Annotated in this window: 19 protein-coding genes; 7 read left to right on the top strand and 12 right to left on the bottom strand. The window is 67.6% G+C overall.

Annotated features, from left to right (window positions below):
• Positions 1 to 71: 71 nt before the first annotated feature.
• Positions 72 to 344 carry a 30S ribosomal protein S20 gene (gene rpsT, locus C7402_RS27360; protein ID WP_112173257.1) on the bottom strand — a complete coding sequence of 91 codons (273 nt, stop codon included), beginning with the start codon at positions 342 to 344 and terminating at the stop codon, positions 72 to 74.
• A 432-nt stretch (positions 345 to 776) separates the two neighbouring features.
• On the opposite strand from rpsT, the gene murJ reads away from it, so the two are divergent.
• Both murJ and C7402_RS27350 read left to right on the top strand, forming a co-directional pair.
• Positions 777 to 2,327, top strand: coding sequence for a murein biosynthesis integral membrane protein MurJ (gene murJ / locus C7402_RS27355; RefSeq protein WP_112173256.1), 1,551 nt, complete (start codon positions 777 to 779; stop codon positions 2,325 to 2,327).
• Positions 2,328 to 2,332: 5 nt separating this feature from the next.
• Positions 2,333 to 3,172, top strand: coding sequence for a SirB1 family protein (locus tag C7402_RS27350; protein WP_116612853.1), 840 nt, complete (start codon positions 2,333 to 2,335; stop codon positions 3,170 to 3,172).
• 92 nt (positions 3,173 to 3,264) lie between these two features.
• On the opposite strand, the gene C7402_RS27345 is transcribed toward C7402_RS27350, so the two are convergent.
• From C7402_RS27345 to lpxK, 5 genes are all read right to left on the bottom strand, one after another.
• Positions 3,265 to 4,023 (bottom strand): SDR family NAD(P)-dependent oxidoreductase, encoded by a 759-nt coding sequence (locus tag C7402_RS27345; protein WP_116612852.1) that lies wholly within the window; start codon positions 4,021 to 4,023, stop codon positions 3,265 to 3,267.
• Between the two features lie 193 nt (positions 4,024 to 4,216).
• Positions 4,217 to 4,879 (bottom strand): adenylate kinase, encoded by a 663-nt coding sequence (gene adk, locus C7402_RS27340; RefSeq protein WP_112173253.1) that lies wholly within the window; start codon positions 4,877 to 4,879, stop codon positions 4,217 to 4,219.
• A gap of 217 nt (positions 4,880 to 5,096) precedes the next feature.
• Positions 5,097 to 5,900 carry a 3-deoxy-manno-octulosonate cytidylyltransferase gene (gene kdsB / locus C7402_RS27335; protein ID WP_112173252.1) on the bottom strand — a complete coding sequence of 268 codons (804 nt, stop codon included), beginning with the start codon at positions 5,898 to 5,900 and terminating at the stop codon, positions 5,097 to 5,099.
• A gap of 180 nt (positions 5,901 to 6,080) precedes the next feature.
• Entirely contained in the window at positions 6,081 to 6,284 is a 204-nt protein-coding gene (locus C7402_RS27330) for a Trm112 family protein (RefSeq protein WP_112173251.1), read from the bottom strand.
• Complete coding sequence (gene lpxK / locus C7402_RS27325) at positions 6,265 to 7,356, bottom strand: tetraacyldisaccharide 4'-kinase (protein ID WP_116612851.1); 1,092 nt, start codon at positions 7,354 to 7,356, stop codon at positions 6,265 to 6,267. Before lpxK ends, C7402_RS27330 begins: the two co-directional genes overlap by 20 nt.
• Positions 7,357 to 7,983: 627 nt before the next feature.
• Between lpxK and xseA the strand changes: the two genes are divergently transcribed.
• Both xseA and sodB read left to right on the top strand, forming a co-directional pair.
• Positions 7,984 to 9,360, top strand: coding sequence for an exodeoxyribonuclease VII large subunit (gene xseA / locus C7402_RS27320; protein ID WP_116612850.1), 1,377 nt, complete (start codon positions 7,984 to 7,986; stop codon positions 9,358 to 9,360).
• A 510-nt stretch (positions 9,361 to 9,870) separates the two neighbouring features.
• Positions 9,871 to 10,449: a superoxide dismutase [Fe] gene (gene sodB / locus C7402_RS27315; RefSeq protein WP_112173248.1), complete on the top strand. Its 579-nt coding sequence runs from the start codon at positions 9,871 to 9,873 to the stop codon at positions 10,447 to 10,449.
• Between the two features lie 98 nt (positions 10,450 to 10,547).
• Here the strand turns inward: sodB and C7402_RS27310 are convergent, their stop codons facing one another.
• Complete coding sequence (locus tag C7402_RS27310) at positions 10,548 to 11,123, bottom strand: isochorismatase family protein (RefSeq protein ID WP_116612849.1); 576 nt, start codon at positions 11,121 to 11,123, stop codon at positions 10,548 to 10,550.
• A gap of 63 nt (positions 11,124 to 11,186) precedes the next feature.
• On the opposite strand from C7402_RS27310, the gene C7402_RS27305 reads away from it, so the two are divergent.
• Positions 11,187 to 11,825 (top strand): TetR/AcrR family transcriptional regulator, encoded by a 639-nt coding sequence (locus C7402_RS27305; protein ID WP_112173246.1) that lies wholly within the window; start codon positions 11,187 to 11,189, stop codon positions 11,823 to 11,825.
• 47 nt (positions 11,826 to 11,872) lie between these two features.
• Here C7402_RS27305 and clpP read toward each other — a convergent pair whose 3' ends face one another.
• Positions 11,873 to 12,517 (bottom strand): ATP-dependent Clp endopeptidase proteolytic subunit ClpP, encoded by a 645-nt coding sequence (gene clpP, locus C7402_RS27300; RefSeq protein WP_116612848.1) that lies wholly within the window; start codon positions 12,515 to 12,517, stop codon positions 11,873 to 11,875.
• A 183-nt stretch (positions 12,518 to 12,700) separates the two neighbouring features.
• Between clpP and C7402_RS47810 the strand changes: the two genes are divergently transcribed.
• Positions 12,701 to 13,792, top strand: coding sequence for a sigma-70 family RNA polymerase sigma factor (locus C7402_RS47810; protein ID WP_244314952.1), 1,092 nt, complete (start codon positions 12,701 to 12,703; stop codon positions 13,790 to 13,792).
• Between the two features lie 7 nt (positions 13,793 to 13,799).
• Here C7402_RS47810 and C7402_RS27290 read toward each other — a convergent pair whose 3' ends face one another.
• From C7402_RS27290 to C7402_RS27280, 3 genes are all read right to left on the bottom strand, one after another.
• The gene (locus C7402_RS27290; RefSeq protein WP_116612847.1) at positions 13,800 to 15,074 is read right to left on the bottom strand and encodes an EAL domain-containing protein; all 1,275 of its coding nucleotides are present in this window, start codon (positions 15,072 to 15,074) and stop codon (positions 13,800 to 13,802) included.
• Between the two features lie 248 nt (positions 15,075 to 15,322).
• Entirely contained in the window at positions 15,323 to 16,765 is a 1,443-nt protein-coding gene (mdtD, locus tag C7402_RS27285) for a multidrug transporter subunit MdtD (RefSeq protein WP_112173243.1), read from the bottom strand.
• A 112-nt stretch (positions 16,766 to 16,877) separates the two neighbouring features.
• Positions 16,878 to 18,323 carry an aminotransferase-like domain-containing protein gene (locus tag C7402_RS27280; RefSeq protein WP_112173242.1) on the bottom strand — a complete coding sequence of 482 codons (1,446 nt, stop codon included), beginning with the start codon at positions 18,321 to 18,323 and terminating at the stop codon, positions 16,878 to 16,880.
• A 258-nt stretch (positions 18,324 to 18,581) separates the two neighbouring features.
• Here C7402_RS27280 and C7402_RS27275 point away from each other — a divergent pair, with 258 nt between their 5' ends.
• The gene (locus C7402_RS27275) at positions 18,582 to 18,944 is read left to right on the top strand and encodes a DUF2917 domain-containing protein (RefSeq protein WP_116612846.1); all 363 of its coding nucleotides are present in this window, start codon (positions 18,582 to 18,584) and stop codon (positions 18,942 to 18,944) included.
• A 55-nt stretch (positions 18,945 to 18,999) separates the two neighbouring features.
• Here the strand turns inward: C7402_RS27275 and C7402_RS27270 are convergent, their stop codons facing one another.
• Positions 19,000 to 20,250 (bottom strand): citrate/2-methylcitrate synthase, encoded by a 1,251-nt coding sequence (locus C7402_RS27270; RefSeq protein WP_116612845.1) that lies wholly within the window; start codon positions 20,248 to 20,250, stop codon positions 19,000 to 19,002.
• Positions 20,251 to 20,328: the final 78 nt, after the last annotated feature.

Raw genomic sequence — 20,328 nt, 5'->3', positions numbered from 1 at the left:
ACCCGCCGAAGCGGGTTTTTCTTGTGACGCAGGAGAAGCCGTGCCCGTGATGACGGGCAGCCTGAATCTCTTTACTGCGCGGCTTGCATTGCCTTGACGGCAGCAGCCAGGCGGCTCTTGTGGCGAGCGGCCTTGTTCTTGTGGACGATCTTCTTGTCCGAGATGATGTCGAGCGTCTTGGCCGATGCCTTCAGAACTTCAGCAGCCTTTGCCTTGTCGCCGGCGTCGATCGCCTTGCGAACAGCCTTGATGGCGGTGCGGAACTTCGAGCGCAGTGCCGAGTTGTGTGCGTTTGCCTTGACGGCTTGACGAGCGCGCTTGCGTGCTTGTGCGGAGTTTGCCATTTCGATTCCTTGTGATTGCGGAGCGCGGACCCGCCGACCTGTGGTCGTGCCGGACAACGCTCTTTGCCTGGATTTGCTCTTTCGGCAGTGTTGCCTGAAAGCGCAAAACGGTATTTGCCGGCTTGCCGGCCGCGCCTTTTGTGCCAAAGCGAAGAAGCTGGCCCGAAATCTCCGGATGCTTCCCGCTCCCTTTCCAAGGCGCGTTTCGGGTCATACTCGCAATGAGCGAGAGAACTCGAATCGACAATTATAGCAACAGAATCGTCGAGGTGACAATCGTGACGTATTTGCGACGTCAAGGGCTGTCAGAGGTGAACGCCTTTAACGCGACGCGGTCACAATCAGCGCCCTTTGCCGTTGCCTCCTCGCGGCGCAGGCCTTCGGGCCGCGCATGCGCGACGGACCGGACGGCGCCCGTATAATAAGCGCCCCATGAATCTATTCCGAGCCCTGCTGACAGTCAGCGGCTTCACGCTGCTGTCGCGCGTGACCGGTCTGGCCCGAGAAACGCTGATTGCCCGCGCATTTGGCGCGAGTCAGTACACCGACGCTTTCTACGTCGCGTTTCGCATTCCCAACCTGCTGCGCCGCATCTCGGCGGAAGGCGCCTTTTCGCAGGCGTTCGTGCCGATTCTCGCGGAGTTCAAGAACCAGAAGGGCCACGACGCCACGCGCGCGCTCGTCGACGCGACCTCGACCGTGCTCGCCTGGGTGCTCGCGGCCCTGTCGCTGCTCGGCATCTTCGGCGCGTCGTTCGTCGTGATCGTGGTCGCGTCGGGCTTGAAGAGCGACGGCCAGGCGTTCCCGCTCGCCGTCACGATGACGCGCATCATGTTCCCCTACATCGTGTTCATCTCGCTGACGTCGCTCGCGTCCGGCGTGCTCAACACGTACAAGCAGTTCTCGCTGCCCGCGTTCGCGCCGGTGCTGCTCAACGTTTCGTTCATCACGGCGGCCGTGGCGTTCGCGCCGCACATGAAGCAGCCGGTCTACGCGCTCGCATGGGCCGTGATCGTGGGCGGCGTGCTGCAATTCCTCGTGCAGCTGCCGGGCTTGAAGCGCATCGACATGATGCCGCGCATCGGCCTGAACCCGCTCAAGGCGCTTGCGCACAAGGGTGTGAAGCGTGTGCTCGCGAAGATGGTGCCGGCCATGTTCGCCGTCTCGGTCGCGCAGATCAGCCTCATCATCAACACCAATATCGCTTCGCGTCTCGGGCCGGGCGCGGTGTCGTGGATCAACTACGCCGACCGCCTGATGGAGTTCCCAACGGCGCTGCTCGGCGTGGCGCTCGGCACGATCCTGTTGCCGAGCCTCTCGAAAGCGCACGTGGACGCCGATCCGCACGAGTATTCCGCGCTGCTCGACTGGGGCCTGCGCGTGACCTTCCTGCTCGCCGCGCCTTCGGCCGTCGCGCTGTTCTTCTTCGCCGAGCCGCTCACGGCCACGCTGTTTCACTACGGCAAGTTCGACGCAACCTCCGTCGTCATGACGGGCCGCGCGCTCGCGGCGTACGGCGTGGGGCTCATCGGCCTCATTCTCATCAAGATCCTGGCGCCGGGTTTCTACGCGCGCCAGGACATCAAGACGCCGGTGAAGATCGGCGTGGGTGTGCTCATCGCCACGCAGATCAGCAACTACTTCTTCGTGCCGATCTTCTCGCACGCGGGCCTGACGCTCTCGGTCGGCCTGGGCGCCTGCATCAACGCGCTGCTGCTCTTCATCGGGCTGCGCCGCCGCGGCATCTACATGCCGTCGTCGGGCTGGACGACGTTCTTCGTGCAATTGCTCGGGGCATGCCTCGTGCTCGCAGGGGCCATGCACTGGTGTGCGATCAGCTACGACTGGATCGCGCTGCGTCACGAACCGCTCGCGCGCATTGCGCTGCTCGGCGCGTGTCTCGTCCTGTTCGCGGCGCTATATTTCGGTATGCTGTGGCTCATGGGTTTCAAATACGCGTACTTCAAGAGGCGGACGAAGTGAGCACGATGTCTACGCGGGTTCTGGATTATTTCAGCGCGCTCGTTGCCGATGACGAGAGCCTGCCGCTCACCGAAGCGGCACTCGCGATTGCCCAGGACGCGTATCCGGATCTGGATATGCAGGGCACGCTCGCCGAGATCGACGAACTCGCGCTGCGCGTACGTCGCCGCATGCCCGAGGGCGCGGACGTGCGTCAGCAGGTCGGCGTGCTCAACCGCTGCTTCTTTCGCGAGATGGGCTTCGCTGCCAATCTCAACGATTTTCTCGATCCCGATAACAGCCATCTGAACGTCGTGCTCAAGCGCCGCCGCGGCATCCCCATTTCGCTGGCGGTGCTGTATCTGGAGGTGGCGGGGCAGCTTGGATTGCCGGTGAAGGGCGTGTCGTTTCCGGGACATTTCCTGCTGCGCGTGACGCTGCCCGAAGGCGACGAAATGCTCGACCCCACCACGGGCCGCACGCTCACCGAGTCCGACATGGTGGAGATGCTCGAACCGTTCGTGGCCAACACGGGCGACTCGGTGGCGCGCGCGCTGCGCATGCTGCTCGAACCCGCCACGCGGCGCGAGATCGTCGCGCGCATGCTTCGCAACCTGAAGGCCGTCTATCTCCAGACCGAGCGCTGGCAACGCCTGCTCGCCATCCAGCAGCGGCTCGTGATCCTGCTGCCGGAGAATATCGAGGAAGTGCGCGACCGTGGCTTCGCGTATGCGCGCCTCGACTATCTGCGCCCGGCGCTCGAAGACCTCGAACACTATCTCGACGAGCGCCCCGAGGCCGAAGACGCGACCGTCGTCGAATCGCAGTTGCACGAGCTACGCCAGCGCACGCTCGATAACGACTGAAGGCGCGACCGGACGAGCCCTGGACGCCAAAATGCAAAAGCCCGCGATAGACGTCGCGGGCTTTTTTGTTTTGCGGAGGGCAGGGCGCCGCGTTACTTCGGCTGCATGCGGATCGCGCCGTCCAGGCGAATCACCTCGCCATTGAGCATCGGATTCTCGACGATCTGCTTGACGAGCATCGCGTACTCGTCCGGCTTGCCGAGGCGCGGCGGGAACGGCACCATCGCGCCGAGCGCGTCCTGCACGTCCTTGGGCATGCCGAGCAGCATCGGCGTTTCGAAGAGGCCGGGCGCGATCGTCATCACACGGATGCCGCTGCGCGAGAGGTCGCGCGCGATCGGCAGCGTCATGGCGACGACGCCGCCCTTCGATGCTGCATAGGCCGCCTGGCCGATCTGGCCGTCGTACGCCGCCACCGAAGCCGTGTTGACGATCACGCCGCGCTCGCCGCCCTCGGCGGCCGCGGTCTGGGCAATGGCGGCCGCCGCGAGGCGGATCATGTTGAAGGTGCCGATGAGGTTGACCGAGATGGTCTTCGAGAACGTGTCGAGCGGGTGCGGGCCGTCCTTGCCCACGGTCTTCACGGCGGGCGCGATGCCCGCGCAGTTCACGAGGCCGCGCAGCGTGCCGAGCGCGGTTGCCGCGGCCACGGCGCGCGCGCCGTCTTCCTCGCTCGCCACGTTGCACTTCACGAACACGCCGCCCAACTCACTGGCGAGCGCGTTGCCGGCGTCCTCGTTGAGGTCGGCGATGACGACCTTGCCGCCCTGCGCCGCGATGAGGCGGGCGCTGGCCGCGCCGAGGCCCGACGCGCCGCCGGTGATGAGGAATACGTTGTCGCGGATCTGCATGTCTTGTCTCCTTTCGTTGTGCTCGTGCCTGGCGCAGGAGCAAGCCCACGCGAGACCTACCAAAAACAAAGCGGGCCGGCCGGCGTCGCGCCCCGAGGCAATCGGGAGTGCGGCGCCAGCCGGCCCGCAGGCAAACCAGCAAGGAAGCCGAAGCCGGCTTCGAATCAGTCTTTGAAGCGGCCTTTGAAGCGGCTTACTTGAGCGCTTCGAACGCGCGCTCGCGAATTTCGTCGACGCTGCCCAGACCCGCGATGGCGCGATACTGCGGCGCCTTCAGGCCGTTTTCCTCGCCGCGCTTCGCCCAGTCGCTGTAGTAGGCGATGAGCGGCTTGGTCTGGGCGACGTACACGTCCAGACGCTTGCGCACCGTTTCTTCCTTGTCGTCGTCGCGCTGGACGAGCGGCTCGCCCGTCACGTCGTCCTTCATGTCCTCTTTCGGGGGATTGAACTTGACGTGGTAGGTGCGGCCCGAAGCCGGGTGCATGCGGCGACCGCTCATGCGCGTGATGATCTCGTCGAACGGCACGTCGATCTCCAGCACGTAGTCGATCGCGACGCCCGCCTGCTTCATCGCTTCGGCTTGCGGCAGCGTGCGCGGGAAGCCGTCGAACAGGTAGCCGTTCTTGCAGTCCGGCTCCTGAAGGCGTTCCTTCACGAGATTGATGATGAGCTCGTCGGTCACGAGCTCGCCCGCGTCCATGAAGCGCTTCGCTTCGAGTCCCAGCGGCGTGCCTGCCTTGACGGCCGCGCGCAGCATGTCGCCCGTCGAGATTTGCGGGATGCCGAACTTCTCCTTGATGAAGTTTGCCTGGGTTCCCTTGCCCGCACCGGGGGCGCCCAACAGGATCAAACGCATGTCAACAATCTCCGATCTGTGTGAATTCTTGCGGCGCGGCGGTCCCACGCATTCGGTGGGCGGCAACGCGTCCCGCGCGGCTTGTCGCACGGTGCCTGGGCACGCGGCGGCGCTGCGGGGCGGCGCCGAAAAGCGGGGAAACCCCGACGCACAAAGGCTTTAGACGGCTCGCGCAAACAATTGATTATGCCATGGGATTTTTGCGTCACGGACGGAATTAAGGCCGGTATAACGCCTGCACACGGGCGAGGTCGGCGGGGGTGTCGACGCCCGGAGCGGGTGCCTCCTGCGTGACGAGCACCGCGATGCGCTCGCCGTGCCACATCGCGCGGAGCTGTTCGAGCGCCTCGACCTGCTCGATCGGCGAGTGCGCGAGCGTCGGATAGCTGCGCAGGAATTTCGCACGGTAGGCATAGAGGCCGATATGACGGTAAACCGTCGCGGGGGCAGGCGGGGCGGGCATTGCGCCGAGATCGAGGCGGGCCGGCGACCAGTGCGGCTGCCATGCGTCGCGTGCCCAGGGAATGGGTGCACGCGAGAAATAAAGCGCCACGCCTCGTGCATCGAGCACGACCTTCACGACGTTCGGGCTGAAGATTTCGTCGGGGGCGGTGATGGGGTGCGCGGCCGTGGCGATCGCGCAATCGGCATGCGTGGCGAGGTGCGACGCAACGTCGCACACGAGCGCGGGGTCGATCAGCGGCTCGTCGCCCTGCACGTTGACCACGATCGTCTCGTCGCTCCAGCCGAAGTGCTCGGCGACTTCCGCGAGACGGTCGGTGCCCGAGGGGTGATCCTCGCGCGTGAGCACCGCTTCGAAGCCGTGCGCGCGGGCGGCGTCGAGCACGCTTTGCGAGTCCGAGGCGATCAGCACCTGCTGCGCGCCCGAAGCGCGCGCGCGTTCGGCCACGCGCACCACCATGGGCTTGCCGCCGATGTCGGCGAGCGGTTTGTTGGGCAGCCGGGTGGACGCGAGACGCGCCGGGACGACGGCGATAAAGGGGTGCAGGGGAGCGGTCATGGCCAGTCTCGGCAAGAGCGGGAAGCGGATTGGGAAAGCGAAGGCGTGCCGGAACGGCCAGGCCGGAAGGAATCGGGCGTGTGCGGCGCGCCGCGGTGACACGATGCCGACGGCGCGGCCCGCGTGGCCGCGGGCCGGAGGGCCAAGGGGCGAGCGGGCCCTGAGGCCCGGTGCGCCTCTTTACGCGGCGCCCGGCCCGGCCGGATCGACCGGCGTGCCTTCCACGGTTTGACGCGCTTCGTCGACGAGCATGACCGGAATGCCGTCACGGATCGGGTAAGCGAGCTTGTCCGCATGGCAGATCAGCTCTTGCGCGGCGCGGTCGTAGCTGAGCGGGCCCTTGCAGATCGGGCAGACCAGGATTTCAAGCAGACGAGCGTCCACGGAGTTTCTCCACAACCAGGGTAATGAGGCGATGATCGAGCGCGGCTTCAACGGGGACAACCCAGATGCGCGCGTCGTTCCAGGCCCCCAATTTTACTGCATCCTTTTCGGTGACCAGGATCGCGTCGGCAGTGACGTCGGCGAACGGGTTGGTCGCATAGGCGTAATGATCGGGCAGCGGCATGGTTTGCGGCGCGAGCCCGGCCGCGCGCAGTGTCGCGAAAAAGCGCTCCGGCGAGCCGATGCCGGCCGCCGCCACGATGCGCGGCGCGGCCTGAGAGCCCGGCTTGTCCGACGTTATCCGGGCGCCTTGCCCCGGCGTGGCCGCGTCAGCGGCGAACTGCGCGAGCGGGCGGCGCAGCGCCGGATTGGCGAGGTGCCAGGCGTCGCCGGGTTCGAGCTTGAGCGCGAACGTATTGGGCCAGGCCGGCAGCGTGCGCTCGAACGGGTTGTTGACGAGCGTGGCGTCGCGCCGGCGCGAGAGCGGCTCGCGCAGTGGTCCCGCGGGCAGCAGGAAGCCGTTGCCGCCCAGACGATGATCGAACACCACGATCTCGACATCGCGCGCGAGGCGATAGTGTTGCAGGCCGTCGTCGCTCACGATCACGTCGATGTCGCGATGCGCGCCGCACAGCGCCGTGGCCGCCGCGACGCGGTCGGGCGACACCCACACGGGCACGCCTGTGCGCCGGGCGATCAGCAAGGGTTCGTCGCCCGAAAGACGGGCGGGCGTGTCGGGCGTCACCGGCGTGGGGCGATCGATTTTCGCGCCGTAGCCGCGCGAGACCACACCGGGCGAGAAGCCCGCCGCGCGCAGCGCCTCAACGAGCGCGATCACGGTGGGCGTCTTGCCCGTGCCGCCCACGGTCACGTTGCCGACCACCACCACGGGCACGCCCACTCGCACGCGCTTGAGCCAGCCGGCCGCGAAGGCGGCGCGGCGCGCGCCGCTCACGGCGGCGAACACGGCGGCGAGCGGCGTGAGCGCCCAGGCGAGCGCGCCGCGCCGCTGCCACGCGTGCGCGAATTGCGCTTCGAGGCGTTCCTTGAGGCTGGAGACGGGGCCGCTCATGGGTTAACTGCGGGGCTGACAGCGTGGTTAACTGCGGCGTGGAAAACGCCTTGGCGAACCGCGCGGCGGCCGTCGCCCACGCGCGAAGCGCCGGACGCGGGATGCAGGAGGCTGACGGGCTGGGCGGGCATCGAGGCGGTTCTCCGGTTCGAAGTGGGCGCGAGGCAAAGACGGCGACCAGGCGCGCCCGCAAGCGGGACGGCTTCGCATGCCGTGTGGCATGGCGCAGTCGGTCGTGAACCCGGCACTCTAGCGCGGGTCGGCGCCACGCGGCAAGTTGCCTGTCCGCGCGTAACTGTCGGGAAGGTGTAAGCCCCGCGAAACGTCGGAAAATTCACCGCCTGTGGACAACTTTGTGGAGAAGTGGACATCGCGAAGGCTGGAAGGCCCATTGCTCGGCCATTCCATCGGTCTGTAAGAATGTTATAAAGATAAAAAACCTATATAAATCAATCAGATGTATGGAGTTGTCAGCGTTTGCGAGGCGTCGCCGGTCATCGTGTCGCATGACGCACCCAATGTGGACACTTCGTCGGGCTTGCCGGCCGGGACGCATTCGTGCTGGACTGCCGCCCCCCGAACGGTCTATCGTCTGTCCGGCCGACGCTTATCCACATCCCCTTTCGCATGCTATCCGACCGATTTTCCGCTTCCTCCGCTGCCTCGGGCGACGTCGTCGTGCCGGTTTCGGCGCTCAACCGGGCGATCGCCTCGATGCTCGAGCGCACCTTTCCGCTTGCATGGATCTCCGGCGAGGTTTCGAACTTCACGCGCGCCGCGAGCGGCCACTGGTACTTTTCGATCAAGGACGGCCAGGCGCAGATTCGTTGCGTGATGTTCCGCGGCCGCGCGCAGTACGCCGAATTCACGCCGCGCGAAGGCGATCGTATCGAAGTGCGCGCGCTCGTCACGATGTACGAGCCGCGCGGCGAACTGCAACTGAACGTCGAAGCCGTGCGGCGCACCGGCCAGGGCCGGCTTTACGAAGCCTTCCTGCGCCTGAAGGCGCAACTCGAGGCCGAAGGGCTTTTCGACCCCGAGCGCAAGCGCGCGCTGCCTTCGCACCCGCGCGCCATCGGCGTGATTACGTCGATGCAGGCGGCCGCGCTGCGCGACGTGCTCACGACATTGTGCCGCCGCGCACCGCACCTGCCGGTGATCGTCTATCCGGCGCCGGTGCAGGGCGCGGGCTCGGCCGAAAAGCTCACGGCGATGCTCGAAACCGCGAACGCGCGCAACGAGGTGGACGTGCTCGTGCTGTGCCGGGGCGGCGGCTCGATCGAGGATCTCTGGTCGTTCAACGACGAGGCGCTGGCACGCGCGATCGCGGCGAGCGCGATTCCCGTGGTGAGCGGCGTGGGGCACGAAACCGATTTCACCATCGCCGACTTTGCCGCCGACGTGCGCGCACCCACGCCCACGGGCGCGGCCGAACTCGTGAGCCCGCAGCGCGCGCTGCTGCTGCGCGACCTCGACCAGCGGCACGCCGCCCTCGCGCGCGACTTCGGCCGCCTGCTCGAGCGGCGCGCGCAGCAACTCGACTGGCTGGCGCGCCGGCTCGTTTCGCCTGCCGAGCGGCTCGCGCAACAGCGTACGCACCTGCGCCAACTGGCGATACGGCTCGCTTCGGCCGGCTCGCGTACGAGCGCCGAAGCCCGTGCGCGCCTGAACGTCATGCAAATGCGCTGGCAGCGCGCGCGGCCCGACGCCGCCGCGCAGCGCACCCAGGTGGAGTCGCTCGGCCGGCGCCTGGACGGCGCCTTCGCGCGGCAGCGCGAGCGCGAGGCGGCGCGCGTTTCGGAACTGACGGCGCGCCTCGAAGTGCTGAGCCCGCAGCGCACCTTTGAGCGCGGATACGCGGCGCTGCTTGATGCGCAGAACGGCGCGGCCGTGCGCTCGCCCGCCACGCTCAAGCCCGGCAAGCGGCTCACCGTGCATCTCGCGCAGGGCAGCGCCGACGTCGCGCTCGCCGATGTTCAGCCGCGTCTTGCCGACGGTTTCTGAACCGGGTGCCAGGCGCGCTGATTGCTGCGCAGGGAGGGCACCGGCGCAAGTGCCTGAACGCGTGATCGCACCACGGCGCCGCCACGACGAAAAGCCGTGGCGGCGGGCGATTGTTGCAGTCTCGTTGCAGGAAGGTTGCACACCGGTTGCGCGGATATTGCAACGAGATTGCAGCCGCTTGCGCGTGCTTGTGTGCGCTTGTGTGTGTACGCGTGCGGATTGGTATGTACGCCACCGGCCAGGATCAGCTTGCATCGAAAGCGCTGTTCGAGCGTCGCAGCATCGAACAGTGCGCGGCGCGCAGCCGGTGCGGTACGGCGCCATCGGTCAGCAAAAGCGGTATAAAACGGCGTGGCCGAACCTGCGCAAAAGCCCCGCGCAAACCATCTCCGGCATAAAGGCCGCGTGTTTGCGGGGTTATTCCAACTCGCCTACAATCGAGTGCTCAATGCCGGTCACCATGTAGAACTTCACGCAGAACTCCCCATAACACGACGAAGGAACCGCATCATGTCATTTACGCTCCCGCCGCTGCCGTTCGCGAAGAACGCCCTCGCTCCGAACATGTCGGAAGAGACGCTCGAGTTCCACTACGGCAAGCACCACCAGGCTTACGTCACGAATCTGAACAATCTGATTCCGGGCACCGAGTTCGAGAAGCTCTCGCTCGAAGAAATCGTCAAGAAGTCGTCGGGTGGCGTGTTCAACAACGCAGCCCAGATCTGGAATCACACGTTCTTCTGGAACAGCCTCTCGCCGCAAGGCGGCGGCGCACCGTCGGGCGCGCTCGGCGACGCGATCAACGCCAAGTGGGGTTCCTACGACGCGTTCAAGGAAGCCTTCACGAAGGCCGCAGTCGGCAACTTCGGCTCGGGCTGGACGTGGCTCGTGAAGAAGGCTGACGGCTCGCTCGACATCGTGTCGACCAGCAACGCCGCCACGCCGCTCACGACCGACGCCAAGGCGCTCCTCACGATCGACGTGTGGGAACACGCTTACTACATCGACTACCGCAACGCACGTCCGAAGTTCGTCGAAGCGTTCTGGAACATCGTGAACTGGGACTTCGCAGCGCAAAACTTCGCGTAAATTCGAAGCCCGTTCCCTGCGCCACGATTCATGTGGCGCAAGCAAAAAGCCCTCGATGCGAATCGAGGGCTTTTTTGTTTTGCGCCGGCGAAAAAGACTTATGCGAGCGCCGCGATCGTTTCCTGCGTCGAGCGCACGTGGCCCATATGGCGGAACAGCTTCTCAAACGAAAAGCGATGCATCTCTTCGTTCAGGCCCGACGTGGCGTCTTCGACGAATACGAGCTTGAAGCCCAGATCGAACGCCTGGCGCGCCGTGGATTCAACACCGAAGTTCGTGGCGATGCCGCCGATCACGATCGTGTCGATGCCGCGGCGGCGCAGTTGCTGCTCGAGATCGGTGCCGTAGAACGCGCCCCATTGGCGCTTCGAGACGATCACGTCGCCGGGCTGCGCGCCGATTTCGGGCACGAGTTCGGAGGCCTGGGCAGGGGCGGGCGGGGCGTCGAGCGTGCGCGTGGGCGCGTCGGCGGGCAGGGCGAGAATGTCGTTCAGGAGCACGCGCACCCAGACGACGGCGCCGCCCTTGGCGCGCAGTGCGTCGGCGAGCGGCCTGGCGTTCGCGACCACCTGTGCGCCGCTATGGGGCGCGACCGGGCGGCTCACGATGCCGTGCTGGAGGTCGATCATCACGAGCGCGGTGGTGCGCGGGTTCAGAGAAAGTGCTTGCGTCATGATTCACCTATATGTGAGGATGGCTTCACATATCATACACGAAACGTGAGGGAGGCTTCAGATATGGCGGCAGACCCGCTCGCGCGCAAGGAAGCGCAAACCGAAAACGCACGGCGCGTGCCGCGCCAGGAACGCGCGGCGCGCACCGTGGACGCGCTGCTCGAAGCCGCGGGCGAGGCGTTCGCCGAGCGCGGCTTCGACGTGGCGACCATGACGCAGATCGCGCAGCAGGCGGGCGTTTCGGTGGGCGCGGCGTACCAGTACTTTCCGAACAAGGAGGCGCTGGCCTTCGCGCTGCGCAAGCGCTACGGCGACGAGATGGATGCGCGCTGGAGCGCGCTCCTCGCGGCGCACGACGATCCGGCCAGGCTGCCGCTGCCGCAACTCGTCGAGCGCCTGTTCGACCTGATGGTCGATCTGATGCACGACTATCCCGCGTATCTGCCGCTGCTTTCCGTGCCACTCGGCTTCAAGCGCGACGCCGCCGTGCGCAACCTCCTGCGCCAGCGCTTCACGGCGGTTTTCCTGCGCTATCAGCCCGCGCTTTCGTCTGATGAAGCGTACCGCGTGGCCGAGGTCATGCTTCAGGTCATCAAGAGCCTCAATCCGCTATACGCCGCGGCGAAGCCCAAGGAGCGCAAACTGCTCGTGGCCGAATACAAGGGCGTGCTGGCAGCGTGGCTCGCGGTGCGGCTCGCCTGAAGCCTGGCTTGCAGCGGTCTGGTGGCCACACGGCCGGGCGCTGCGCATTAGCGCGGTAGCGACTCCGCGCGCGAGTTCAGCACGCGATCGATCAGGCCATACTCCGCCGCCTCCTGCGCCGACATGAAATTGTCGCGATCGCTGTCGTGGGCGATCTGCTCGATGGCGCGGCCGGTGTGTGCCGCGAGCATCGCGTTCAGGCGCTCGCGCTGGTAGAGAATCTCGCGCGCCTGGAGTTCGACGTCGGCGGCGGTGCCCTGGCCGCCGCCCGAAGGCTGATGGATCATGATGCGCGCGTTTGGCAGTGCGAAGCGTTTTCCCTGCGCACCCGCGGCGAGCAAAAATGAACCCATGCTGGCCGCGAAACCGGTGCATAGCGTCGAGACATCGGGTTTGACGAACTGCATCGTGTCGTGGACGGCCATGCCGTCGTAGACCGAGCCGCCCGGCGAGTTGATATAGAGGCTGATGTCCTTTTCCGGATTCTCGGCTTCGAGAAAGAGCAACTGGGCGACCACGAGGCTCGCGCTCTGCTCGGTCACCGGTCCGACGAGAAACACGATGCGCTCGCGCAGCAGGCGAGAGTAGATGTCGTAGGCGCGCTCGCCGCGTCCGGATGTTTCGATGACGGTCGGAACGAGATTGAGCGCGTTCGGCGGCAATGCTGCATGATGCGGTGCAAAGGGATGCATGAGTGTCCTCGCGGTTTTCGGTTGGCGTGAGCGGTGTGAGCGGCGCAAGAAGCGGCTCGCCTTCAAGACGCCCGGCGCGCTCGCCGCGTGACGCCATTATTTTTGTGCGTCGCTGTCACGCCGGCCCGGTGCCGAACGTCATGAGGGGATCGGGCGAACACGCAAGGCCAAGGAGCGAAGCGAATGACGCAGGCAATCGACGAAACGAGTCCGGCGGCCGCAGGGCATATTGAGACCGCGACCCCAATGAATGCCGAAGCCGGGCCGCAGGACGATAGAGGGAACGACGCGCGCCGCGCCGCTGCGTTCAATGCGGCGCGCGCACGTCTGCTGGCGCTGGCCGTGCGCGTGCTGGGCAGCCGCGCGGAAGCCGAGGACGTCGTGCAGGACGCGTGGTTCCGCTGGCGCGACGCCGACGCACAGGCCGTGCGCACGCCGCAGGCATGGCTTGCCACGGTGACGGTGCGGCTTGCGATCGACCGGCTGCGGCGCCTGCGCCGCGAGAGCGCGGGCGAGCGCGAACTCGCGTGGCTCGACGACGCGGCGCCCTCCGCCGAGGAGGCCGGCTTGCGCGCCGCGCGCCTTTCGGACGGACTGCTGCTCCTGCTGGAAAGGCTCGCACCGCTCGAACAGGCCGTGTTCGTGCTGCGCGAGGCCTTCGACTGCGACTATGCGCAGATCGCCGCGCTCACCGGTTGCACCAACACGCATTGCCGACAGATCGTGCGGCGCGCTCGTGTACGGCTCGCTCGCGCGCCCGCGCCGCGCGCGGCGCCCGCGGACAAGGCGCAGCATGTGCGCACGGTGGAGCGTCTACGCGACGTGCTCCTTGCGCAGGACCGCGCCGGCCTGATGGATCTGCTGGGCGTGACCGCAACGGCGCTGGTCGCGGCGAGCGCCGGCGGGGCCCCCGGTGCCCACGTCATGCACGAAGCGAGCGCCGTGCGCGTGTTGCACGCCGAGGCGCTCGCGCTGGAAGGCGAGCCGGGCGTGGCGATCGTCGGGCAGGATGGGGAACTGGCGGCATGGCTGCACGTGGGCGTCGACCTGCACGGGCGGCGCGGGCCGGTCGTGTGTGTCGCCACGACGGACGACGGCGGCGCGCTCGATGCGGCCAATCGCGCGTTCGGCGGCGCGGCCGTGCGCAAGCTGCTCGCACGCTTCGCGGCGGGGGCGGTCGGCGTGAATTGCGTTTCGACGCTCGCCGTCGCCGCCGTTGCGTCCGGTTCTCACGGCTGCGCGTCGATGCTCGCGCAACCGCCCGTGCTCGCATGAACCGGCATTAGCTGCGCTGCGAGGCGGCTTCCCAGTTGATGTCGACGCAAAGCACCTGCACGCCGTGCGGCGTTTGCGCGGCGACCGACGCGGTGACGCACAGGTGCGCCTCGTTGATCGAGAGATAGGGCGGCGTGAACTGCACGCGGCCCGGCGACTTCATCGCGCCAATGAAATACGGCCGGCGCTCCCAGCTCGCGCCCTGGGAATGCAGCAGCGGCCGGAAACGCTTGGCGCGTTGCGACGTGCGCCCGTCGGGCAGCACGTTGTCGCCGATCTGGCGACCCGACGCGTCGAGCAGGAAGCAGCGCGCCGTGTCGTCGAGACCTAGCAGCGGCAGCGTGGCGTCGGTCATGGCGACGCCCTCGGCCAGGTGCTTCGCCGCGGCTTCGATGGCGCTCACATAGGGCGCGAGGCGCGCCGACTGCGCCCGGTCGCGCGCGGCAACGCGCTCGCGCAGGCGCGCGGAGAGGTCGTCCATGAGCTGCGCGGCCACGGCCGGCGGCACCGGCTCGACGTCGGGCCGCGCGAAATACGCGCCCTGCACGAAGTCGGCGTTGCTTTCCAGCGCGATCAGCGCGTCGCGTTCGGTCGAAAGCCCGCCCACCAGCACGAGCTGCCCCGACTCGTGCAGCATCGAAACGAGACCCGGCAGCACGCGCTCGATATGCGCATGGCGGCTCGCCTGGGCGAGCAGGCTGCGGTCGAGCGTCACGATGTCGGGCCGCAGTTGCCACACGCGGTCGATGTTCGAATGCTTCGCGCCGAAGCCGTCCAGCGCGATCACGAAGCCCGCCTTGCGCAGCCCGTCGATGATCTCGGCAAAGCGCGAATTCTCGCCCCCGGCCTGCTCCGACACTTCGAGCACCACGCGCTGCGGTTGCAGACCGAGCGCCTTGAGGCCGGCGAGCAGGGCGTCGCCGTAGCTCGTGTCCATGAGGGCGGCCGGATGCAGGCTCAGGAAGAGCCATTCGTCATGCGAATCGAACGCGTTGAAGTTCCCCAGATGCAGCGACTCCGCGAGACGGCCGAGTTCGAGCAGATCGCCGCGCCGCGCCGCCTGCGTGAACACCTCCTGCGACGGGGCCTGCTGCCCGTGCTCGTCGTGCGCGCGCAGCGAGGCGTGATAGCCGATCGCGCGCCGGTGCGCGACCGAGAACACGGGCTGAAACACGCTGAAGACGGTGTAGCCGCCGTATAGCACCGTGCGGCGGGCACCTTCCACGCCCGCGATGGGGCGCGACTGGTAGCCGGGGGGATCGAGGTCGATCATGCTGGTCATTTCGTGTCGATGGCGCGCGGGGAGCGTGGAGGGCTAGACGCGTGAGCGTCAAGTTTACAGGATAGGACAGCAAAAAGTATGCGAGTCCCTGGCCCCGTGGGAATGGCCCGTGCACGGGCGCCCGTGCTTATTCGCGATTGTTTGGCAATTGCGCACAGGCTTCTGCGATGGTGCGCGCGCTGCACCTTCGCGGTGCGCGCCGGCCACGGCGCGCGCCCTCGCGGGCCTTCAGGTGCCCTCAGCTATCCTCAAGTGCGCTCGGACGGATCGGTCTTTTTCGCGGTGCGGCGCACGTCCGACGAGAGTTGCCCGAAGATCCACGACGAGCCCGCCGTGATGATGCCCACGCAAATGAACGTCGCGTGGAAGGCCGGAATCACGCTCTCGCCCGTCTTGTGGCTGATGAGCCCCGTGAAGGTGGTGAGGAGGGCGCCCGCCACCGTCACGCCGAGGCTCATCGAGAGCATCTGCACGAGCGAGAACAGGCTGTTGCCGCTGCTCGCGCCGCCCGTGCCGAGGTCCTTGAGCGTGAGCGTGTTCATCGCCGTGAACTGCATCGAGTTCACGGCGCCGAACAGCGCGAGTTGCACGATGCGCAGCCACAGCGGTTCGGCGGGCGTCGAAAGCGCGAAGCTCGCCATCATGAGGCCCACCAGCACGGTGTTCGAGACCAGCACGCTGCGGTAGCCGTAGCGCATGATGAGGTACGTCACGAGCCGCTTGGAGAACATGCCCGCGGCGGCCGTGGGCAGCATCATGAGGCCCGCCTCGAACGCCGTGTAGCCGAGCGCGACCTGGAGCAGCAACGGGATCAGATAGGGCATGGCGCCGCTGCCGATGCGCGCGAACAGGTTGCCGAGCAGGCCCACGCTGAAGGTGTGGATCTTGAAGAGATCGAGCGAGAAGATCGGCTGCGGCGTGCGCACCGCGTGCAGCCCGTAGGCGACGAAGGCGGCGAGCGAGAGGATCAGCAGCACGAGCACGGTGGCGTGCTGGATGCCGAGTTCGGAGTGCCCGTCGAGCGCGAACGAAATCGCCACCATGCCGATCACGAGCAGCAGATAGCCCGGCAGGTCGAAGCGCGGCGTCTCGGGGTTGCGGCTGTCGGGCATGAAGATGAAGGTGGCGATGCAGCCCACCACGCCCACCGGCACGTTGATGAGAAAGATCCAGTGCCACGAGGCGATCTGCACGAGCCAGCCGCCCAGCGTCGGGCCGATGAGCGGGCCGATCAGGCCCGGAATCGCCACGAACGAGAGCGCGGGCAGATAGCGCTCGGCGGGAAACGTGCGCAGCACCGCAAGACGCCCGACCGGCAGCAGCATCGCGCCGCCCACGCCCTGCGCGATGCGCGAGAGCACGAGCTGGTTGAGCGTATGCGAGCTCGCGCACAGCAGCGAGCCGAGCGCGAACACGAAAATCGCGCCGAGAAACACGCGCCGCGTGCCGAGCTTGTCGGCTAGCCACCCCGACACCGGAATCATCACCGCCATCGTGAGCGAATACGCGATCACGACTGATTGCATGCGCAACGGTAATTCGCCCAGACTCGTCGCCATGGCGGGCAGCGCCGTGTTGACGATGGTCGAATCGAGCGTCTGCATGAAGAAGCCGGTGGCGACGAGCCACAGCATCACGGACAACGAGCGGGGAGACGGAGCGGTGCTGGACGCAGCGGTGGATTCGGACATGGGCGAGGAGTGGGCGCGCAGGCAAGCGCCATTGTAGGGAAAACGGCGCGCGCGCGCTGATAGGGGGCCGTGCTCCGGCCCTCAAGACTCGGCCTTCACAATCGCTGCGCCCTTACGCCTCGAGCCGCGCCGCCGCCGCGAAAAACGCCTGGGCGCGCGGATCGAGTGTGAGCGCCACGTTGATGCGGATCCATGGGCTCGCCTCGCCGTGCGGGCGGAAGTGGCTTCCCGGCGAAACGGCCACGCCGAGCGGCTCGCCGCACACCGCGAGACGCGCCGAATCCTCGATATGCGGCACGCGCGCCCAGACGAACTTGCCGCCCGGTTGCGCGTAGCCGCGCGCCGCCGGGACTGCTGCGGCGGCCGGGCCGCCGAACAGCTCCCAGCCGTGCGCTTCGAGCGTGCGCGCGGCCGTGCCCTGCGCCTCGGCCACGCGCCGGCGCAACCGTTCGAGGTACTTGCGATACGCGCCGCGCTCCAGCAGCGTGGCGGCCACGGCCTGCGCGAAGCGCGAGCCGCTGATCGTCGTGAGCGCCTTGATGGCGGCAAGGTCGCGCACGATCGCGGTGTTGGCCACCACGTAGCCCACGCGCAGCGACGAAGAGAGCGTCTTCGACAGGCCGCCCACGTACACGACATGCTCGAACTGGTCGAGCGCCGCGAGCCGGTCGGTGGGATCGGCCTGGAAGTCGGCGTAGATATCGTCCTCGACGATCGTGAAGTGGTGCTCGCGCGCGAGTTGCAGCAGCCGGAACGCGACCGGCGGCGAGATCGTCGAGCCGGTCGGGTTGTGGAAGACGGTGTTGACGAAGAACGCGCGCGGGCGGTGCTCGGCGAGCATGGCGTGCAGATGCTCGATGTCGGGCCCGCCCGCCGTGCGGCGGATGCCCACGAGGCGCACGCCGTGCAGCTTGAGCAGGCCGTACAGGTTGTAGTAGCCGGGGTCCTCGACGAACACCGTGTCGCCGGGCTTGAGCATGTAGCGCATCAGCAGGTCGAGGCCCTCGCTCGCGCCTTCGGTGATGAGGATCTGCTTCGCGTCGGCGACGATGCCGAGCGGCGCGAGCCGGTTGCGCAGATGCTCGCGCAAGGTGGCGTCGCCGGTGGGCGTGCCGTAGTCGACGAGGCTCGCGGGGTCGGTGCGCGAGACGTGGCGGATCGCCTGGCCGAGTGCGTCGACGTCGCGCCATGCCTGCGGTATCGAGCCGCTGTCGAGTTGCAGCGTTTCGTCGGGCCGCTCGAACTGGCTGAGCAGATGGCCCGATTCGTCGGCGGCGTTCGAGAGGTCGCAGGTGCCCATGCCGGAGAGCCCGAGGCGCGCGTGTTCGCTCACGTAGAAGCCCGAGCCGTGCCGCGAGTCGAGAAAGCCGAGCGAGACCAGCCGGTCGTACGCTTCGATCACGGGAAAGCGGCTGATGGCGTAGTCGGCCGCGAACTGGCGGATCGACGGCAGGCGCGCGCCGGGATGCGCGGCGCGCGAGCGGATCCAGGTCTGGACGCCGGTGACGATCTGGTCGGTGAGCGGCACGTCGCTCGCGCGGTCGAGTTCGAGTTTCATCTGGGGCTCGCTGGCGTTCGCTTGGGCTTCGTTTCAGGCTGCGCCCGGGTAGTCGCGGTACGACTGTCCGGTTTTTTGGCTGCACAGTTCCGTGCGAACTGTTCGGAACTGTGCATGGGATCGTACCTCACTGACCGCAATAATGCTCCTACCGGGAAGGCGCTTCAAGCCGCTACAAGCCGCATCCAGCCGCTCTGAAGCGTGCGCTCCGGGGGCCGCCCGAGTCCTGTCGGCGGCCGGTCTGCAAGGAGCACGGCAATGCGCGAAATCCGAATCTTCGAACTGGAACACGGCGAGCCCGTCGAGACGTGGCGGCTCGCGCAGGCAATGCAATTGCACGTGAGCGCGGGCGAACTGTGGCTCACCATCGCGGGCGACGCCGGCGACTACTGGCTGCGCGCCGGTGAGTCGATCGACCTGATGGCCGGCGTGCGCGTGCACGTGAGCGCGGGCCACGAGGGCGCGCGCTTCATGCTGGCGCTGGGCGGCGCGACGGCCGCAACGAGCGGTGCGGTGGCGCAGCCGCGAGCCGCGGGATCGTACAGTTTCGCCTCGCGCGTTGGCGAAGCGTTGCGCGAGTGGGCGCAGCGCGCGCAATGGGGCGCGCGGGCGGCGGGCTGAGTGCTGAAGGCTGAGCGCCGAGAGCGGCCAGCCCTCGGATCGCACCTTGCGCGGGCTACGCGACGTGGCCCGCGCTGTCGTCCGTTGCCCCCGCCATTTCCCCCACATAGCGTGCGCGCGGGCGAATCAGCCTGCCGTCGGCGGTTTGCTCCAGCGCGTGCGCGATCCAGCCCGTCACTCGGCCAACGGCGAACAGCGTGAACGCCGCGCCGCGCGGCAGCGCGAGCACGCGCTCGATGGCGGCGAGCGCGAAGTCGAGCGTGGGCCGCGCGCCGTTCGTTTCGGCCACGGCTTGCGCGAGCGCGTCGACATCGTCCATGGGCGAGCGCGCCGGCGCGCGCTGCGCGAGCAGATCCAGCAGCAGGCGCGCACGCGGATCGCCATCGGGATAGAGCGGGTGCCCGAAGCCGGAGAGCGGCGGCGCGACGCCGCGCTCGTCGGGCGCAAGGCGTGCCGCGAGGTAGCGATGCAGGTCGTCGGCGCGCGCGGCTTCGTCGAAGAGGGCGGCCACGCGCGTGGTTTCGCCGCCGTGCCGCGGACCGGCGAGCGCGGCGAGGCCGCCCGTCGCCGCGCCGAACAGGTGCGTACCCGTGGAGGTGATGCAGCGCACCGTGAACGTCGAGGCGTTCAGTTCGTGATCGGCGCATAGCACGAGCGCCGCGCGCAGCAGATCGGTCTGCGCGCGCGAGCGCACGCCCCAGGCGTCGCCCAGCTGGCGGTGCAACGGTTCGTTCGAAGGCGCGGCCGAAACGAGCGCGGCGGCGAGCAGGCGCATGAGGATCGCACCGGTATCGATTTGTGCGTCGCGGCTTTGCGCCCAGATGCGCGGCATCTGCGCGGCGGCGGCGGGCAGCAGCACGAGCGCGCGTTCGAGCGGCGTGTGCGCGCTCCAGATCTTCAGCCATGCCGACCATTGCGCGGCCGCGATCGGCGCGCCCGGCGCCTCCACGATGCGGCGCGGCGTGCACTGCCAGAGCCGTGCCGCGACGTCCTCCAGCGAGGCCTGGCGCGCGAGGGCGATGGCGTCTTCGCCGCGATAGTAGAGCTTGCCGTCGGCGATCAGCGTGATCGACGATTCGAGCACGGGCACGCCCCAGTCGAGCACCTTCTGGGCGACCTTGCCCGCGCGTTTGCCGTCGGCCTTGCGGCGCGCGAGGCGGCGCACCTCGGCGGCCGCGTAGCGGTTGTGGCGGCCGTCGGGCGAGGGCGTGGAGCCGATCAGTCCGCGGCTCACATAGGCATACAGCGTGGCCCGGCTGATGCCGAGCGCGGCGGCGGCCTCGGCCGCGGTCATATAGATGGACATGGTGGCGCGCCTCCCGGAACCGGAGAAATCAATCTATATTGATCATGATAATCAAGATTGATTCGAGATTCGAGCGGC

The organism is Paraburkholderia unamae, assembly GCF_003096875.1.
In the GTDB taxonomy this organism is placed as follows: domain Bacteria; phylum Pseudomonadota; class Gammaproteobacteria; order Burkholderiales; family Burkholderiaceae; genus Paraburkholderia; species Paraburkholderia unamae.
This window is presented reverse-complemented; position numbering and strand designations above follow the sequence as displayed.

What these genes read in the sequence shown, in the direction of transcription:
- C7402_RS27310 (WP_116612849.1), bottom strand. Translation starts at nt 11,123, where the DNA reads ATGACGCAAGCACTTTCTCTGAACCCGCGCACCACCGCGCTCGTGATG.
- mdtD (WP_112173243.1), bottom strand. Translation starts at nt 16,765, where the DNA reads ATGTCCGAATCCACCGCTGCGTCCAGCACCGCTCCGTCTCCCCGCTCG.
- rpsT (WP_112173257.1), bottom strand. Translation starts at nt 344, where the DNA reads ATGGCAAACTCCGCACAAGCACGCAAGCGCGCTCGTCAAGCCGTCAAG.
- C7402_RS27350 (WP_116612853.1), top strand. Translation starts at nt 2,333, where the DNA reads ATGTCTACGCGGGTTCTGGATTATTTCAGCGCGCTCGTTGCCGATGAC.
- lpxK (WP_116612851.1), bottom strand. Translation starts at nt 7,356, where the DNA reads ATGAGCGGCCCCGTCTCCAGCCTCAAGGAACGCCTCGAAGCGCAATTC.
- C7402_RS27345 (WP_116612852.1), bottom strand. Translation starts at nt 4,023, where the DNA reads ATGCAGATCCGCGACAACGTATTCCTCATCACCGGCGGCGCGTCGGGC.
- clpP (WP_116612848.1), bottom strand. Translation starts at nt 12,517, where the DNA reads ATGCATCCCTTTGCACCGCATCATGCAGCATTGCCGCCGAACGCGCTC.
- C7402_RS27275 (WP_116612846.1), top strand. Translation starts at nt 18,582, where the DNA reads ATGCGCGAAATCCGAATCTTCGAACTGGAACACGGCGAGCCCGTCGAG.
- C7402_RS27270 (WP_116612845.1), bottom strand. Translation starts at nt 20,250, where the DNA reads ATGTCCATCTATATGACCGCGGCCGAGGCCGCCGCCGCGCTCGGCATC.
- kdsB (WP_112173252.1), bottom strand. Translation starts at nt 5,900, where the DNA reads ATGACCGCTCCCCTGCACCCCTTTATCGCCGTCGTCCCGGCGCGTCTC.
- C7402_RS27280 (WP_112173242.1), bottom strand. Translation starts at nt 18,323, where the DNA reads ATGAAACTCGAACTCGACCGCGCGAGCGACGTGCCGCTCACCGACCAG.
- C7402_RS47810 (WP_244314952.1), top strand. Translation starts at nt 12,701, where the DNA reads ATGACGCAGGCAATCGACGAAACGAGTCCGGCGGCCGCAGGGCATATT.
- xseA (WP_116612850.1), top strand. Translation starts at nt 7,984, where the DNA reads ATGCTATCCGACCGATTTTCCGCTTCCTCCGCTGCCTCGGGCGACGTC.
- C7402_RS27290 (WP_116612847.1), bottom strand. Translation starts at nt 15,074, where the DNA reads ATGACCAGCATGATCGACCTCGATCCCCCCGGCTACCAGTCGCGCCCC.
- C7402_RS27305 (WP_112173246.1), top strand. Translation starts at nt 11,187, where the DNA reads ATGGCGGCAGACCCGCTCGCGCGCAAGGAAGCGCAAACCGAAAACGCA.
- sodB (WP_112173248.1), top strand. Translation starts at nt 9,871, where the DNA reads ATGTCATTTACGCTCCCGCCGCTGCCGTTCGCGAAGAACGCCCTCGCT.
- adk (WP_112173253.1), bottom strand. Translation starts at nt 4,879, where the DNA reads ATGCGTTTGATCCTGTTGGGCGCCCCCGGTGCGGGCAAGGGAACCCAG.
- murJ (WP_112173256.1), top strand. Translation starts at nt 777, where the DNA reads ATGAATCTATTCCGAGCCCTGCTGACAGTCAGCGGCTTCACGCTGCTG.